14 protein-coding genes are annotated in these 15533 nt (G+C 70.9%); 6 read left to right on the top strand and 8 right to left on the bottom strand.

Annotated features, from left to right (window positions below):
* Positions 1–35: 35 nt before the first annotated feature.
* Positions 36–824 (top strand): 5'/3'-nucleotidase SurE, encoded by a 789-nt coding sequence (gene surE, locus ACOOE8_RS02835; protein ID WP_420393368.1) that lies wholly within the window; start codon positions 36–38, stop codon positions 822–824.
* 84 nt (positions 825–908) lie between these two features.
* The gene (locus ACOOE8_RS02830) at positions 909–1193 is read left to right on the top strand and encodes a hypothetical protein (protein WP_420393367.1); all 285 of its coding nucleotides are present in this window, start codon (positions 909–911) and stop codon (positions 1191–1193) included.
* A 19-nt stretch (positions 1194–1212) separates the two neighbouring features.
* Here ACOOE8_RS02830 and ACOOE8_RS02825 read toward each other — a convergent pair whose 3' ends face one another.
* The 5 genes from ACOOE8_RS02825 to ACOOE8_RS02805 all read right to left on the bottom strand — a co-directional run bounded on the left by ACOOE8_RS02825 (position 1213) and on the right by ACOOE8_RS02805 (position 6896).
* The gene (locus tag ACOOE8_RS02825; RefSeq protein ID WP_420393366.1) at positions 1213–2487 is read right to left on the bottom strand and encodes a glycoside hydrolase family 3 N-terminal domain-containing protein; all 1275 of its coding nucleotides are present in this window, start codon (positions 2485–2487) and stop codon (positions 1213–1215) included.
* A gap of 116 nt (positions 2488–2603) precedes the next feature.
* Complete coding sequence (locus tag ACOOE8_RS02820; RefSeq protein ID WP_420393365.1) at positions 2604–3893, bottom strand: TRAP transporter large permease; 1290 nt, start codon at positions 3891–3893, stop codon at positions 2604–2606.
* Between the two features lie 196 nt (positions 3894–4089).
* Positions 4090–4602: a TRAP transporter small permease gene (locus ACOOE8_RS02815; protein ID WP_420394607.1), complete on the bottom strand. Its 513-nt coding sequence runs from the start codon at positions 4600–4602 to the stop codon at positions 4090–4092.
* A 36-nt stretch (positions 4603–4638) separates the two neighbouring features.
* Positions 4639–5619 (bottom strand): TRAP transporter substrate-binding protein, encoded by a 981-nt coding sequence (locus tag ACOOE8_RS02810; RefSeq protein WP_420393364.1) that lies wholly within the window; start codon positions 5617–5619, stop codon positions 4639–4641.
* A 557-nt stretch (positions 5620–6176) separates the two neighbouring features.
* Positions 6177–6896, bottom strand: a complete 720-nt coding sequence (locus tag ACOOE8_RS02805; RefSeq protein ID WP_420393363.1) for a metallophosphoesterase family protein — start codon at positions 6894–6896, stop codon at positions 6177–6179.
* Positions 6897–6994: 98 nt separating this feature from the next.
* Here ACOOE8_RS02805 and ACOOE8_RS02800 point away from each other — a divergent pair, with 98 nt between their 5' ends.
* Positions 6995–7798, top strand: coding sequence for a sulfite exporter TauE/SafE family protein (locus ACOOE8_RS02800; protein WP_420393362.1), 804 nt, complete (start codon positions 6995–6997; stop codon positions 7796–7798).
* A gap of 42 nt (positions 7799–7840) precedes the next feature.
* Here ACOOE8_RS02800 and ACOOE8_RS02795 read toward each other — a convergent pair whose 3' ends face one another.
* On the bottom strand, positions 7841–8392 hold the full coding sequence (locus tag ACOOE8_RS02795; RefSeq protein ID WP_420393361.1) for a hypothetical protein: 552 nt from the start codon (positions 8390–8392) through the stop codon (positions 7841–7843).
* A gap of 271 nt (positions 8393–8663) precedes the next feature.
* On the opposite strand from ACOOE8_RS02795, the gene ACOOE8_RS02790 reads away from it, so the two are divergent.
* Positions 8664–10448, top strand: a complete 1785-nt coding sequence (locus ACOOE8_RS02790) for an ABC transporter permease (RefSeq protein WP_420393360.1) — start codon at positions 8664–8666, stop codon at positions 10446–10448.
* Positions 10449–10666: 218 nt separating this feature from the next.
* The gene (locus tag ACOOE8_RS02785) at positions 10667–11305 is read left to right on the top strand and encodes a ribonuclease HII (RefSeq protein WP_420393359.1); all 639 of its coding nucleotides are present in this window, start codon (positions 10667–10669) and stop codon (positions 11303–11305) included.
* Between the two features lie 111 nt (positions 11306–11416).
* Here the strand turns inward: ACOOE8_RS02785 and ACOOE8_RS02780 are convergent, their stop codons facing one another.
* Positions 11417–12523: a PA0069 family radical SAM protein gene (locus tag ACOOE8_RS02780; RefSeq protein WP_420393358.1), complete on the bottom strand. Its 1107-nt coding sequence runs from the start codon at positions 12521–12523 to the stop codon at positions 11417–11419.
* A 74-nt stretch (positions 12524–12597) separates the two neighbouring features.
* Complete coding sequence (moaB, locus tag ACOOE8_RS02775; protein ID WP_420393357.1) at positions 12598–13128, bottom strand: molybdenum cofactor biosynthesis protein B; 531 nt, start codon at positions 13126–13128, stop codon at positions 12598–12600.
* A gap of 97 nt (positions 13129–13225) precedes the next feature.
* On the opposite strand from moaB, the gene ACOOE8_RS02770 reads away from it, so the two are divergent.
* Complete coding sequence (locus ACOOE8_RS02770) at positions 13226–15508, top strand: NADP-dependent malic enzyme (RefSeq protein ID WP_420393356.1); 2283 nt, start codon at positions 13226–13228, stop codon at positions 15506–15508.
* The last annotated feature ends 25 nt before the right edge of the window (positions 15509–15533 follow it).

Genomic DNA, 15533 nt, shown 5'->3' with positions numbered 1-15533 from the left:
GGGTTACGGGGCCGGGACTGACGCGAAGGGCGGCAATGCGCATCCTCATCACCAACGACGACGGCGCCCGCGCCGACGGCATCAAGCTGCTCGAGGAGATCGCCCGGTCGATGACCGACGACGTGTGGATCGTGGCTCCCGAGTTCGACCAGTCCGGCGTCAGTCATGCGATCAGCCTGCACGAGCCCCTGCGGGTGCATCACGAGGGCGACAAGCGGTACTTCGTGCGCGGCACGCCGGCCGACTGCGTGGTCCTCGCCGTCGAGCACCTCATGGACCGCCGCCCTGACCTCGTGCTGTCCGGGGTCAACCGCGGCGGCAACATGGCCGATTCGATCGCCTACTCCGGCACGGTCGGCGCGGCGATGACCGCACTCGCGGTGGGCGTGCCGGCCATAGCGCTCAGCCAGTACTTCCAGAGCGCGGACATCCACTGGGAGACCGCGCGCGCGTACGCCAAGCCGCTGATCGAGCGCCTGCTGGAGTGCCGCTGGCCGCGGCCGGTGGCGCCCAACGTCAACTTCCCCCATCGCGCGCCGAACGAGGTGGCCGGGATCCGCGTGTGTCGTCCCGGGCACGGCTTCATCGCCGGCGTGCGCGTGGAGGAGCGTGTGGACGTCCGTGGCCTCTCCTACCACTGGCTGCAGTTCAAGCGCGCGGCGGAGGAGGTGGACGACCCCGATTGCGACATCAACCTCCTGCGCAGCGGGCACATCACCATCACGCCGCTGCGGGCGGACCGCCACGCCGAGGGCGACTGGCAGGGCTTCCAGGCCGAGTTCGGCGACACGCTGGCCGTCGCTCCGCTGCCCTCCCTCGGCTGAGCGGCCGGAGCGCGAGGTTCGCCGTTGCAGGACCCTCGTTGCACCCCTACCCTTCGCCGACCTTGCCGCCGGAGGGGCTGAGCGATGAGGGGATGGGTTGCACTGTCGTTGATCGCCGGGCTGACCGTGGCGCGCGCGGCCACGGCGCAGGAGGACCTGTTCGGCCCCGGCGGACCCTACGTCCCGCCGCCCGCGAAGGAGGGCTACTCCTACCCCGACTGCTACTGCACCGACAGCGACGGCCAGCGCGTGGACGTCGGCGAGCGCGCCTGCCTGCGGATCGGCAGCCGCCGGGTGCTTGCCACCTGCGGCATGTCCCAGAACAACCCCGCATGGCGTCCTTCGGCCGAGGGGTGCCCGATCTCCTGAACGGTGGGTCAGACCCCGCTCAGCGCGCCAACGACGCTTGGGCCTCCCTCGTGCCGACCGCGGGGGCTGGCGTCTCTGCGAGGTCGAGCTTGTGGTGCGCGACGCGGGCGTACGCATGACGGATCCGGTCCGCGAACGCACGGGAAGCTGCGGCGCGCTCCGCGAGGTCGTCGATAATCGCGTCGACGGTGGAGAGCCCCTGCCCCGAGGGTAGCGAGAGCAACGCGACGTCGCCCCCTGCCTCGATCATCATGCGCACCGCCGTCGCGGCGTCCCAGCGCGAGGACACGGCGTTCATGGCAAGATCGTCGGAGACGACGACGCCCCCGAAGCACAGGGTCTCACGCAGGAAGCCGTCGATGGCCTGGGGCGAGAGGGACGCTGGCAGGCCGTCCGGACCGGTGATGCCGTCGAGGGTCAGGTGCCCGGCCATCACCATGTCGGCCTCGCCCGTGGCGATGAGCGTGCGGAAGGGCGCCATTTCCGCCCGGCGCCACGTTGGCGTCAGGTCGATGGCGCGGTCGTGGCTGTCGTCGGTGGACGAGCCGTGCCCGGGAAAGTGCTTGAGCGCGGTACCCACTCCACTCGAGCGATGGGCGGCGACGAAGGCCCGGGCGTAGTCCGCCACGACCGCAGGCGCGTTGCCATAGCTGCGGCGATATCCGGCGATCACCGGGTTGTCCGGGTTGACGGCAAGGTCCACGACCGGTCCGAAGTTCGCCGTGAAGCCGAGCTCGGCCAGCCGGGTGGCCATGGCGGCGTAGGTCGCTGCCGCCTCGCGCGGCGACGTCGCCGCGACCTCTGCCGCGGAGGGGGTCGCCGGCGCGCCCTCGGACGGCTTGACCCGCATGACGACCCCGCCCTCCTGATCCACCGCGATCATTGGAAGGAGTTCCTCGCTCGCCTGGGCGAACGAGGCGTTCACCGCGGCGATGTCCGCCGCGGAGCCGATGTTGTGCCGGAACGTGAGGACGCCACCGATGCGTCCTTCCGCGATGGCGTCACGAGCCGCGAGGACGCCCGCATCGGTCGGTCGCGTGCCGGAGTAGCTGACGACGAGGAGTTGGCCGATCATGCGCCGCAGCCGCACCTCGCGCAGCGAGCGGGGGAGGGCGGCGTAGGCGAGCTCGGGGTCGGGTGCCGTGCAGCTCGAGGCGAACGTGTCCGCGATGGAGGGGCGCGGTCGCGGCAGCGGCGCCTCCGCCAGCGCGCTCGAAGCGACGCACAGCAGCGTCGCTCCGCAGATCGCCAGGCGAGCGGCACGCCGCAGGTCATGCAACACCGTGTGCGTCATCGCTCCGCTCCTGTACCCCGACCGCAGCCTCGCCGAGGGTGGTCGACCGTGCCTTGAAGGGAAGGCGCGAGGCAAAGGGCGCACTTCGTCGGCGTGTGCAAGGCCCGTCGATGAGCCTAATCAAGCATCGCCCTCGGCAGCCATAGCGCGACGTCCGGCACGTAGGTGGTCAAGAGGAGCGCGGCGAGCATGGCCATGTAGAACGGCCAGATCGTCGCCACCGCGCGCTCGATGCGCACCCCACCGATGGCGCAGCCGACGAACAGGCACGCGCCGACCGGCGGGGTGCACAGGCCGAGCCCAAGGTTCATCATCAAGATGATGCCGAAGTGGATGGGGTCGACGCCGATTTCGGCCGCGATGGGGAGGAAGATCGGCGTCGTGATGAGGATCAGCGCCGCCATGTCCATGATCATGCCGGCGAGCAGGAGCATGACGTTGATGAGGAGGAGGATGACGACGGGGTCGTCGGAGATCGACGTCATGAACGTGGCGAGCTCGCCAGGGACCTCGTAGAGCGCCAGCATGTAGGCGAAGGCGGTGGCGCAGCCGACGAGGATAAGGACGAGCCCCGTGGTCCGCGCCGCACGAGTAACGGCGGTGACGAAGCCCCCGAAGGTCAGCTCGCGATAGACGAAGGCGGTGACGAGGAGGGCGTAGATCGCGCCGATCGCGCCCGACTCGGTGACCGTGAAGATCCCCGACAGGACGCCGCCGACGATGATGACGGCGGTGAAGAGGCCGGGCAGCGAGACGACCGCCGCCACCGCGAGGGCGCGCATGCCCGGGAAGGGGACGGCGCTGTAGCCGTGGCGCAACGCGACGAGCCATGCGGCGAGCGCCAGGCACAGGCACATGATGACGCCCGGCAGGACGCCGGCGAGGAAGAGCTGCGAGATGGAGATGCCACCGCCCGCCGCCACCGCGTAGAGGATCATGTTGTGGGACGGTGGGATGACGATGCCGGCGATGGACGAGGTCACCGTCACGTTGACCGCGTAGTCCGCACGGTAGCCCTCGCGCTTCATGATCGGGATCAAGATCGAGCCGAGCGCCGAGGTGTCCGCGACGGCCGAGCCGGAGATGCCGCCGAACAGCATGGACGAAAGCACGTTGACGACGCCGAGACCGCCGCGGACATGGCCGACGAGGGCGGTGGCGAGGCGCACCAGGCGGTGGGCAATGCCGCCGTGCAGCATGAGCTCGCCGGCGAAGATGAAGAACGGGATCGCGAGCAGCGAGAACGACGACACCCCCTGGGCGACGCGGCGGAACATGGTGGCGGCCGGGAAGTCGGCGTGGACGAAGGAGGCCAGCGCGGCGAGCCCCATGGCGAAGGCGACGGGCATGCCGACGACGAGGCTCGCGGCGAAGGTGCCAAGGAGGATGAGGAGCCCGGTCTCCAAGCTAGGGGGCGCGCTCCGCCCCGGTGAGGCACGCCTCGTCGCCGACCGAAGAGGGGACCGTCCAGAGGGCGAGGGCGAGCGTCATGCCGTGAGGTTGGCCCGTGTGCAGAGGCGCGTCAAACGATCGTCCCGTCCGTCCACGACGCCGCCCTTGCGACAACGTCACAGCCGAGGGTGCCAGCGCAATCGTCGGAGCTCAGCCAGCGCCGTCGGGGCGCTCGCCGGTGGCCTCGTCGCGGCCGAGAAGCATCTTGAGGGCGTGGATCGTGCTGAAGAGGGCGATGCCGACGCCACCGACGACGAGGGGGACGTGGCGCGCGCCTTCGGGCAGGGGGAGCAGCGGGATGGGGCGGGACCAGGTCGCTGCCGCGTTGCTCCAGGAGGCGGCGGCCATCCACGCGCCGAAGGTCAGCATGCCAAGGTGGGCCGCGAAGCGCAGCGCCCGCTCGGCGGGCCGAGGGAGTGCCTCGCGGACGAAGACGATGGCGAGGTGGTCCTCGCTGCGTGTCGCGGATGCAGCCACCGCGAACGTCACCACCAACACCAGGACCAGCGAGGTCGCCTCGACCCATGTCGGCAAGGCGTTGAGCACGTAGCGCCCGAACACCAGCCAGCCGGCGAGCGGCACCAGCGCGAAGAGCGCCAGCGCCGCGATCGCCGTCAGCGCCGCGGACAGCGCGGCCGCGATCCTATCGAGGGCTGCGAGCATCCCGGCCACGGTGCCTGCTCCGTGGCGTCGCCGGCGCTACTCTTGCGCCGCGCGCACCTTGTCGATGAGCTCGGCCTGCTCGGGGTTCTCCTCCAGGAACTTGTCGTAGACCGGCTGCATGAGCTCCTGGAACGCGGCCTTGTCCTCGATCTCGACGATCTCGACGCCCGCCTCGAGGACCTTCGCCTTGGAGGCTTCCTCGCGCTCGGCCCACTCCTCGCGCTGCAGCTCGGCAGCTTCCTGGCCGACCTCCTTCAGCATCTCCTGCTGCTCCGGTGGAAGACCGTCGAACAACGCTTTGTTGATGCACAGGCACTCGGGAAGGATGAGGTGCTCCGAGTTGGAGTAATACTTCGCTGCCTCGTAGTGCCCCGACGACTCGTACGACGGGTAGTTGTTCTCCGCCCCGTCGATGACCCCGGTCTGAAGCGCCTGGAAGACGTCAGCGTACGGCATGGGGGTAGCGTTGCCGCCGAGCTCGGCGACCATGTCGACGTAGAGTTCGTTGCCCATGACGCGGAACTTCTGGCCCTCGAGGTCGGCGGGCGTACGGATCAGCTTCTCGCGGTGGTAGAACGAGCGCGCGCCGGAATCGAAGTAGCCGAGCGGCTCGAGGCCGATGGCGCGCAGGCCGTCGCCGATCTCCTCGCCCACGGGGCTGTCCATGACCTGATGCATCGCGTCGACCGAGCCGAAGATGAACGGCAGCGAGGTGATGTTGACCTCCGGCGAGATGGCGCCGAGCGGGCCGAAGTTGAACACCGCCCAGTCGAGCGCGCCCTCGCGAACCTGCTCGATGGCGTCCGGCTGGTCGCCGAGCACGCCGGAGTGGAACACCTTGGCGGTGAGCTCGCCGTCGGAGCGCTTCTCGATCTCCTCCGCGAAGTACTCCATGCCGGTGGACACCGGGTACTCGGGCGGGTGGATGTTCCAGCCGCGCCATTCGCGGGCCTGTGCGGCCGTCGCCGCGGTGGTGATCGCAAGGGCCGTCGCAGCCGCGAACGTGATGAGCCTCATGGGTCCTCCCTTGCGCCGGCGCTTCGATGCGCTGGCGCGCGCCTCCTGTCCCGTCGGCCGGCGTGTTGCCCGCAGGGCCGGACGGACAGCGCGACGATGGACCGAAAGCGTCTCGCGTTCAACGGGCTGCGTGCCCCGCTGCCTGCACAGAGCGCGGGAGCGCACCGCGGTCGCAGGTCGTCGATGCAACATGGATTGACAACCTGCGGACATAATATGCATAGTGGCTTGAACTAAACGACGCCGCGTAGACGGCGAATGGGGAGGATACCTTGCCCTTTGCGTTGTGCGCCGCCGGCTGACCGGCCGGCGGCGCCGCGCCTGGCACGACCGATGTCCTGCGTCCCTCCGCCTACGGCAGCCACCGCGCAGGACGTCCCGCGCGGTCGGCGCGTCGGTAGTAGGACAACGCGTTCCATCGGCAGGTTGACCGGACGCCGCCAGAAGTGTTCGGCGACGACTGGGGCGGACGCACTGCGTCCGCCCCTTTTTCTTGCTCTTGGGCTTACCGGAATTCGCTCGGCGTTCCCATCAAGCCTGCAGCGTGGCGCAGCACCTCACGCTTCGTAGGGTACGCTGATGAAGCGGTGGCGATCGCCCTCGAGGACGAGCGCGGTGAGCGGCCCGCCGTAGACGGCTCCCGTGTCGAGGTTCGCCCTGTGCGCGAACACCTCGGGCGCCGCGACGGGCGTGTGACCGTGCACGACGTAGACCGGCCAGGGACCCGGGGCGTCGTAGAACTCCTCGCGGATCCACATGAGGTCGTGACGGTCCTGCTCCTCCAGCGCGACCCCCTGCCGGATGCCGGCGTGCACGAACAGGATGTCGCCGACCCGGTGCTGCAGCGCGAGCCGTTCCAGGAGCGAGGTGTGCTCGGGCGGGATGACGGACTGGACGATGGGCTGCAGCGCGTGGGGCGCGTGGGCGTACTCGTTCGGCTCGATGCCGTAGGAGCGCAGCGTCGCGTCTCCGCCGAAGGCGAGCCATCGATCCATGCGCGAGCCGTCGGCGAGCGCCTCCACCATGGCGTCCTCGTGGTTGCCCATGAGACGCACCCGCTCGCGGCCGGGAACCTCCGCGGCGACCCGCGACAGGACGCCCGCGCAGTCCGCCCCCCGGTCCACGTAGTCGCCGAGGAAGACCTCAAGCACGCGCTCGGCGGGATGGCGCGCGATGTCGGCGTCGATCTCCTCGGTGAGGCGATCGAGCATCGTGGCGCAGCCGTGGATGTCGCCGACGACGTAGAGCCGCACGCCGGCGGGAAGGGGAGGGATCACGGCGCCGCTCCGTCCCCGCAGTCCGGCCGTCGGCGGTGCGCGCTTGCGGGCGGCAGGCGGACGGCGCACAAGGCGGCCGTCCCGCCCGTGAGACCGTCATGCCAGAGCTTGCCTTCTTCGCCCTCGTGCTCGCTGCGGCCGGCGCGCTCGCCGGTCTCATCGCCGGGCTCCTCGGCGTCGGTGGTGGCATCGTCATCGTGCCGGTGCTGTTCTACCTGATGCCGCTCGCCGGGGTCGAAGATGCGGTGCGCATGCACGTCGCCGTGGCGACCTCCCTCGCCACGATCATCGCGACGTCGATCGTCTCGGCCCGCTCGCACTACAAGCGCGGCGGCATCGACGTGCCGCTCCTCAAGAGCGTCGGGGTCGGCGTGGTCCTCGGCACGGTCATCGGGGTCTACCTGGGGACCCAGGCAAGCGCGTCAACGCTCACCGCCGTGTTCGCCGGGGTGGCGCTCCTCGTCTCCGTGCACATGGCGTTCTTCCAGGGTCGCCGACTGCGCGAGACGATGCCGGGCCAGCCCTGGCGAACTGCCATCGGGGTCGTCATTGGAGCGGTCTCCACCATGATGGGCATCGGCGGGGGATCGCTGTCGGTGCCGACGTTCACCCTGTGCGGCGTGCCGATCCGCCGTGCGGTGGGGACGGCGGCCGCGATCGGCCTCGTCATCGCGGTGCCGGCGGCGATCGGCTTCGCCATCGGGGGCGCCGGTCGCGCCGACCTGCCGCCGGGCAGCGTCGGGTACGTCAACCTCATCGGCTTCGCCCTGGTGGCGCCGCTCTCCATGGCGCTCGCTCCGGTGGGCGCGCGGTTCGCACACACGATCCCGCAGGCCTGGCTTAGCCGGCTGTTCGCGGTGTTCCTGGCCCTCACCGCGCTGCGGATGCTGGCGAGCCTTTGAACCGAGCGGCGTCGGCGCAGCGACGCTGCGGTCGGGACGGGCTCAGCCCGGGTCCTCGCACACCGCTTCCCAGGAGACGCTTCCGGTGCCGCGCGCATCGAGCGCTCCGGCCTCGGCTCGCTCCTCCCCTTGGGCGTTGACGATCAGCGCCGCGATGACCGCACCCTCCAGGGCTGGGCCGATGACGTCCTCGGCGGCGCCCTCCACTGCGGCGCCCGCGTCGTCGACGTCGAGCACGAACTGCAGGATGGACCCCGTGCCGAAGTCCTGGAGCTTCATCGTCAGCGCGGTGCCGCCGTCCTCGAGGCGAGTGATCTCCGTCACGTAGTTGCCGCCCTCGAGGTACTCGAACTGCTGACGGCTGTCGTCGTAGCCGGGGCCGCCGGGCTCCGGGTCAAAGAACACCCTTGCGGCCGCGCGGCTGAGGTCCATCGAGACCTCGAGGAGCCGCACGTCCGGGCAGGGCGCGACGTTCTTGATGACGAAGCGATCGGCCGGGTCGGCCTCGATGAAGGCGAACGTCGCGACGTTCTCGGCCCATGCGGCGCCGGTGGCCATGATGAGGACGCTCGCGGCGATGAGTGGCTTGCGCATGAAACCTCCGTCGATTTGCCGTTGATCAACGCGACGACGGCAGCTGAACGCCAGCGTCACTTGCGCGCATACGGCCAGGCGAACCTGTCGCCGCCCGCTGCCCGTACGCCGACCGCAAGGCGTTTCCGAGCAGGCCCCCGGTCCGGCCATGCGATCACGGCGCGGGGTGGCGCAGCTTGGCACCCGGGCGTGCGACCCTGTAGCGTCCGCCATGACGACGGCCGATCATCGACTTATTCCAAGGCTAAGCTGGCGCCTGCGGCGAGCGGCGGTGCGACGGGCGCGAGGCGCACGAGGCGCCCGGGCCGATGGTGCGGCCGTCCTCGTCGGTCTCTCCCTCTTCTTCTGCGCCGTCACGCTGCTGCCGCTCGTCGCCCTTGTCGCCACCGCCCTCGTGGGTGCGCCCGGCGAGGCGATCTCGCACTACGCGGCCACCGTGCTGCCGCGCTACATGGCGAACACGCTGGCGCTGGCCGGCCTCGTGGGTGTCAGCGTGACCGTCCTCGGCGTCGCGAGCGCCTGGCTCGTCACCATGTGCCGCTTCCCAGGCCGAGCCCTCTTCGCCTTTGCGCTGGTGCTGCCCCTCGCGATGCCGGGCTACGTCAGCGCCTACGCCTACACCGACCTGTTGTCCCACCCCGGTCCCGTGCAGTCGGGGCTGCGCGCCCTCACCGGCTGGGGCCCGCAGGACTACTGGTTCCCGCAGGTCCGCAGCCTGGGGGGCGCGGCCTTCGTCCTGTCGATGGTGCTGACCCCCTACGTCTACCTCATGGCGCGCACGGCCTTCCTGCAGCAGTCCGCCTCGGCGCTCGACTGCAGCCGCGTCCTTGGTCGTTCGCCGTGGCGCGCCTTCCTCGGGATCGCGGTGCCGCTGGCACGGCCGGCCATCGTCGCGGGCACCGCGCTCGCGGTCATGGAGACCCTCGCCGACTACGGGACGGTGGCGCACTTCGGGGTGGAGACGTTCACCACCGCGATCTACCGCACGTGGTTCTCCATGGGTGAGCGCGTGGCGGCGGTGCAGCTCTCCCTGGTGCTGGTGGGCTTCGTCCTCCTTGTCTTGGCGATGGAGCGGGTCGGACGGCGCGGTCGGCGCTTCGTGGAGGCAAGGGCCGCGCGACCCGCCACGCCGCTCGCCCTGTCCGGATGGCGCGCCGGCGCTGCCTTCGCGGTGTGCGCGACGCCGGTGGCGCTCGGCTTCCTCGTCCCCGCCGGCACGCTCGTGTGGCGCGGGCTGTCCCTCGACGTCGCCTGGCTCGACGCGCGTACCACGCGCCTGATCGCCAACACCGTCATGGTGGCCGGCATCGGTGCGCTGTGCGCGGTGACGGTCGCCGTCGTCATCGCCTACGCGCGCAGGGTGTCCGGCACGCGGCTCGGCCACGTGCTCGGCGAGCTCGCGAGCTTCGGCTACGCGGTCCCTGGGGCGGTGATCGCGGTCGGCCTCCTCATCCCCTTCGGCGCCTTCGACCGGTGGCTGAACAGCGTCGCGGTGGAGGCCTTCGGCGTTTCGACGGGGCTCGTCCTCACCGGGACCATCGCCGCCCTCGTCGTCGCCTACGTGGTGCGCTTCCTCGCCGTCTCGCTGAATGGCGTCGAGGCCGGGCTGGCGCGCATCCCGCCGACGCTCGACGTCGCCTCGAGGACGCTCGGCGTCGGCAGGGCTAGGACGTTCGTGCGCGTCCACGCGCCGCTCCTGTCGGGCGGGCTCCTCACCGCCTTCCTCATCACCTTCGTGGACGTGATGAAGGAGCTGCCGGCAACGCTCATCCTGCGCCCGTTCGACTTCGACACGCTGGCGATCCGCGCGCATCGCCTCGCCTCGGACGAGAGGCTGGCGATGGCCGCGGTGCCTTCGCTGATGATCGTCGCGGTGGGGCTCCTGCCCGTGATCGTCCTGTCGCGGCAGATCGCTGTCGCGCATCGTCGCTCCGGCGCGGTCGCCGGCGGAGCGGCGGTTCAGGCGGTCGCGACGCCGCATGACGTCGAGCTCGCAGCGCATGAGGCTGTCATGGCCTCCGACGGTCTCGAGCGGGCACGCGTCGGCCGCGGGTGAGGCGCGGTGCATCGGTCGCCGCACTTCAAGCATCCACGATCCCGCGGCGGCTCAGGTTTGCCGCGCCGTCCTCCACAGGCCGGTCCGTAACGTCACGCGACCCGATGCGGCGGTGGCTCGACGGTGGACAAGGTGTCGGCGAACCGAGCTCAGAGCGCCCTCGTGGGTGCGCATCGCAGTCGGTCGCGGTACGTCGGTGGGCAGCGACGCGGAGGCGCATGGCGATGGACGACGTGCGGCTGGCCGGTCCGGTGCGGAATCGGGTGGTGTGCGGGGTCGACGAGGCGGGCCGCGGCCCGCTCGCGGGACCGGTGGTCGTCGCCGCGGTGATCCTGCCCCGAAGGCCGCGCATCGACGGGCTCGCCGACTCCAAGACGCTGACCGCCGCCGAGCGCGAGGCGCTGTTCGAACTTATCGTCCGCGACGCGGCGGTGTCCACGGTGGTCGTGGGGTCCCGCCGCGTGGACGCGATGAACATCCGCGCGGCGACGCTTTGGGGGATGAGCCGAGCGGTGGCCGCCCTGCCGGACCGGGTCGACGTCGCCCTCGTCGACGGGCGGGACGAGCCGCCCTCGATGACGGTTCCGTGCCGCGCCATCGTAGGGGGCGACGGGCTTTCGGCGGCGATCGCGGCGGCCTCCATCGTCGCCAAGGTCACCCGCGATCGGCTCATGGTCCAGCTCTCCCGCGCCTTCCCGGGGTACGGCTTCGAGCAGCACAAGGGCTATGCCACGGCGCAGCACCGCGCGGCGCTCGCGGCGCTGGGGCCGTGCGTCCACCACCGCACCAGCTTCGCCCCGGTGCGCGAGGCGATGGTGCGGCTCACGGCAGCGGCACCGCCGTCGGGCTACGGCTAGAGCGGTTGGGGTTAGGCGGAACCACCTAACCCCAAGAGGACCGCTCTTAATCAGGAGCTAGAGCATCTTATCTGGGTCTGAGGAGACCCAGGATGCTCCAGCGCCTGCGGATCATGCGAAGAGGTCGAACTGAGGGGCTGCAGAGCGCGGCGGCACGAAGCGGTCGGTGCGCAGCTCGATGGTGCCGATGGCAAGGCGGTGTCGACGCGCTGCCAGGGTCGTGCGCTGGGCGATCGCCTCGGCGAACGGGCCCTCGCCGCGCTGGCGCACCCCCCACGCTGCGTCGTAGTCCTTGCCGCCGCGCATCGCCTGCATGATCGACATGACGCGACGCGCGCGGTCGGGGAAGTGCCGCGCCAGCCAGTCCCGCACGATGTCCTTCACCTCGTGGGGCAGGCGCAGCAGGACGAAGTTGACGTGGCTCGCCCCACGCTCGGCGACCGCCGCTGCGATGGCCTCGATCTCCTGATCGTTGATCGACGGCACGATGGGCGCGATGAGCGCCGTCACCGGCACACCCGCCTTGGCGAGCGCCTCGATGGCAGCGAGGCGCTTCGCCGGGGTCGGCGCGCGTGGCTCCATCGTGCGCGCGAGCGCGCCGTTCAGCGTGGTCACCGAGAGGGCGACCTTGGCGAGCCCGTCCGCCGCCATCGGGCCGAGGAGGTCGAGGTCGCGCACGACGAGGTCGGACTTCGTGACGATGCCCACCGGGTGGCGCGTCTCGTGCAGCACCTCGAGGATGCTTCGGGTGATGCGGCGCGTACGCTCGATGGGCTGGTAGGGATCGGTGTTGGTGCCAAGGGCGATCGCCGCACAGCGGTAGGATGGTGCCGCGAGCTCGCGGCGCAGGAGCTGCGCGGCGTCAGGCTTGGCGAACAGGCGCGTCTCGAAGTCGAGCCCCGGCGACAGACCGACGTGGCTGTGGCTGGGCCGCGCGAAGCAGTAGACGCAGCCATGCTCGCAACCTCTGTAGGGGTTGACCGAGCGGTCGAAGCCGATGTCCGGCGAGGCGTTGCGCGTGATGATGGTGCGCGCTCGCTCCTCCGTCACGGTGGTGCGTGGAGCGGCCTCGTCCGACGCCAGGTCCCAGCCGTCGTCGAACGCCTCGCGGTTCGTGCCCTCGAACCGGCCGTCCGGGTTGATGCCCGCGCCCCGCCCGGAACGCTGCCTCGCAGCTCCGTCCGCCGAGCGACGTGGAACGTGCAGCGCCAAGCTCATCCTGCGCCCTCCCTGGGAACGTTAGTAGAACGTTCCAGGACGGTTCGCAACAACGACGTTCCGTCCGGTCCGCCTCAGCGTTCGGCGAGCCGCGGCATGATCTCCACGAAGTTGCAGGGGCGGAAGCGGACGTCGAACTGGTCGCGCAGGATCTTGTCCCAGGCGTCGCGGCAGGCGCCCGGCGAGCCCGGCAGGACGAACACGAACGTCGTGTCGATGAGGCCGGCGGTGCAGCGCGACTGGATCGTCGAGGTGCCGATCACCTCGTGCGACAGCGCGTGGAAGGTCGCCGAGAAGCCGTCCATGCGCTTGTGGAACATCGGCTCCACCGCGTCGGGCGTCACGTCGCGGCCGGTGAAGCCGGTGCCGCCCGAGGTGATGACGACGTCGACTTCGGGGTCCTCGACACCTGTAGTGACGGCGGCGCGGATCGCGTCACCCTCGTCCTTGACGATGGTCCGGGCGACGAGGCGGTGGCCGGCGGACGCGATGCGCTCGGCGAGGAGGTCGCCGGACCGGTCGGAGCCGGCGTCGCGGGTGTCGGAGACGATGACGACGGAGAACCCGACGGGCTCGAACGCCACCGTCTCGTCGATGTGGGGCATCGCACACTCCATCGCTGCGGGCGCCGCGGGTGCGGGCTGCGTCCCCGTTGCTGGCGGACCGAACCGCCCTTAAGCGAGGCACACCCGGAGGGCCCCGATGACCGACACACCGACTGCCGCCGACGCCGCCGCGCTCGCCTACCACAGGCAGGAACCGCCGGGGAAGCTGGAGATCCGCGCCACCAAGCCGCTGACGACCCAGCGCGACCTGTCGCTCGCCTACTCGCCCGGCGTGGCGGTGCCGTGCCTTGCCATCGCCGCTGACCCGCTGGCGGCCTACGACGTGACGGCGCGCGGCAACGTCGTCGCGGTGGTGACCAACGGGACGGCGGTGCTCGGCCTGGGCGCCATCGGCGCGCTGGCCTCCAAGCCCGTCATGGAGGGCAAGGCGGTGCTCTTCAAGAAGTTCGCCGGGATCGACGGCATCGACATCGAGGTCGACGAGACGGACGTCGACCGCTTCGTCGACATCGTCGCCGCGCTGGAGCCGTCCTTCGGCGGCATCAACCTCGAGGACATCCGCGGGCCGGACTGCTTCGCCATCGAGGAGAAGCTGAAGGCGAGGATGGCGATCCCGGTCTTCCACGACGACCAGCACGGCACGGCGATCATCGTCGCCGCGGCGATCAAGAACGGGCTGACGATCTCCGACAAGCGGCTCGAGGAGGTGCGGATCGTCACCGCCGGCGCGGGCGCAGCGGCGCTGTCGTGCCTCGCGCTGCTCGTCGAGCTCGGCGCGAGGCTCGAGAACATCATCGTCACGGACATCGACGGCGTCGTCTACGAGGGCCGCGAGGTCGGCATGGACCCGTGGAAGGCACGCTTCGCCAGGGCGACGCCGCACCGCACGCTCGCCGAGGCCATCCAGGGCGCCGACGTCTTCCTCGGCCTGTCGGCGGCAGGGGTCCTACGGCGCGAGATGGTGGGCGCAATGGCGCAGAACCCGATGGTGCTCGCGCTCGCGAACCCGACGCCGGAGATCATGCCGGAGGTCGTCGCCGAAGTGCGGCCCGACGCGCTGATGTGCACCGGGCGGTCGGACTACCCGAACCAGGTCAACAACGTCTTGTGCTTCCCGTACCTCTTCCGAGGCGCGCTCGACGTCGGCGCCACGGGCATCGACGAAACGATGAAGCGCGCCGCCGTGGAGGCGATCGCGGGGCTCGCGCGCGAGCGTTCCACCGAAGAGGTCGCGCGGGCCTACGGCGGGACGGTGAAGACCTTCGGGCCCGACTACCTCATCCCGGCGCCGTTCGACCCCCGCCTCATCCTGCGCATCGCGCCGGCGGTGGCGCAGGCGGCCGAGAGCGCGGGGCTCGCGCGCCGCCCCATCGTCGACATGGCGGCCTACCGGGACAAGCTGACGCGCTTCGTCTTCCGCTCGGGCTCCATCATGAAGCCGGTGTTCGCCAAGGCGAGCGCGTCGACGAAGCGCGTGGTCTACGCCGAGGGCGAGGACGAGCGCGTGCTGCGCGCCGCGGAGATCGCGCTGGAGGACGGCATCGGCCAACCGATCCTCATCGGCCGGCGCCGCGTGGTGGAGGCGCGCGCCAAGCGGGCGGGGCTGACCCGCGTGCCGGGCGCGGTGGAGATCATCGACCCCGAGGACGACCCGCGCTACCGCGAGTACGTGGACGAGTACTTCGCGCTCGTCGGCCGGCGCGGGGTGACGCCCGAGGCTGCGCGCACGGTGGTGCGCACCAACACCACGGTGATCGCCGCGCTCGCCGTGCGCCGCGGCGAGGCGGACGCCATGCTGTGCGGCGTCGAGAGCCCGTTCAGCCAGCACGTGAAGGCCGTGCGCGACGTCATCGGCGTCGCCGACGGCGTCGGCGAGCTCGCCGCGCTGTCGCTGCTCCTGTCCGACCGCAGCAGCCTGTTCCTGCTCGACACCCAGGTCTGCCTCGAGCCGTCGGCCCGCCAGATCGCGGAGATGACAGTGCTCGCCGCCGACCAGGTCGCCCGCTTCGGCATCACGCCGCGGGTGGCGCTCCTGTCGGCCTCAAGGTTCGGCTCGCGCGACACGGCGTCCGCGGTGCGCATGCGCGAGGCGCTGGAGCGGCTGCACGACGCCGCCCCCGATCTCATGGTGGACGGCGAGATGACCGGCGAGGACGCGCTGAACGCGGCCGTGCGCGAGCGCGCCATGCCGACGAGCGGGCTCACCGGGGAGGCGAACCTGTTGGTGTTTCCGAACATCGACGCCGCGCACATCGCGATGACGCTCCTGAAGGAGGTGACGGGCGCGCTGCACGTCGGGCCCATGCTGCTCGGCACGCGGCTCCCGGCGCACATCGTCACGCAGTCCGCCACGGCGCGCGGCGTCCTGAACATGACGGCGGTGGCCATCGTCGACGCGGCGTCCCGTTTGCCCGAGTGAGCGACTTGTCATACGTGAAGCTTCG

The sequence above is a fragment of the Acuticoccus sp. genome, from assembly GCF_965213555.1.
In the GTDB taxonomy this organism is placed as follows: Bacteria; Pseudomonadota; Alphaproteobacteria; order Rhizobiales; family Amorphaceae; genus Acuticoccus.
This window is presented reverse-complemented; position numbering and strand designations above follow the sequence as displayed.

Bases quoted from the DNA above. Each gene is read 5' to 3' on its own strand.
- ACOOE8_RS02770 (WP_420393356.1), top strand. From the start codon at position 13,226: ATGACCGACACACCGACTGCCGCCGACGCCGCCGCGCTCGCCTACCAC.
- ACOOE8_RS02785 (WP_420393359.1), top strand. From the start codon at position 10,667: ATGGCGATGGACGACGTGCGGCTGGCCGGTCCGGTGCGGAATCGGGTG.
- moaB (WP_420393357.1), bottom strand. From the start codon at position 13,128: ATGCCCCACATCGACGAGACGGTGGCGTTCGAGCCCGTCGGGTTCTCC.
- ACOOE8_RS02810 (WP_420393364.1), bottom strand. From the start codon at position 5,619: ATGAGGCTCATCACGTTCGCGGCTGCGACGGCCCTTGCGATCACCACC.
- ACOOE8_RS02815 (WP_420394607.1), bottom strand. From the start codon at position 4,602: ATGCTCGCAGCCCTCGATAGGATCGCGGCCGCGCTGTCCGCGGCGCTG.
- ACOOE8_RS02780 (WP_420393358.1), bottom strand. From the start codon at position 12,523: ATGAGCTTGGCGCTGCACGTTCCACGTCGCTCGGCGGACGGAGCTGCG.
- ACOOE8_RS02830 (WP_420393367.1), top strand. From the start codon at position 909: ATGAGGGGATGGGTTGCACTGTCGTTGATCGCCGGGCTGACCGTGGCG.
- surE (WP_420393368.1), top strand. From the start codon at position 36: ATGCGCATCCTCATCACCAACGACGACGGCGCCCGCGCCGACGGCATC.
- ACOOE8_RS02800 (WP_420393362.1), top strand. From the start codon at position 6,995: ATGCCAGAGCTTGCCTTCTTCGCCCTCGTGCTCGCTGCGGCCGGCGCG.
- ACOOE8_RS02795 (WP_420393361.1), bottom strand. From the start codon at position 8,392: ATGCGCAAGCCACTCATCGCCGCGAGCGTCCTCATCATGGCCACCGGC.
- ACOOE8_RS02825 (WP_420393366.1), bottom strand. From the start codon at position 2,487: ATGACGCACACGGTGTTGCATGACCTGCGGCGTGCCGCTCGCCTGGCG.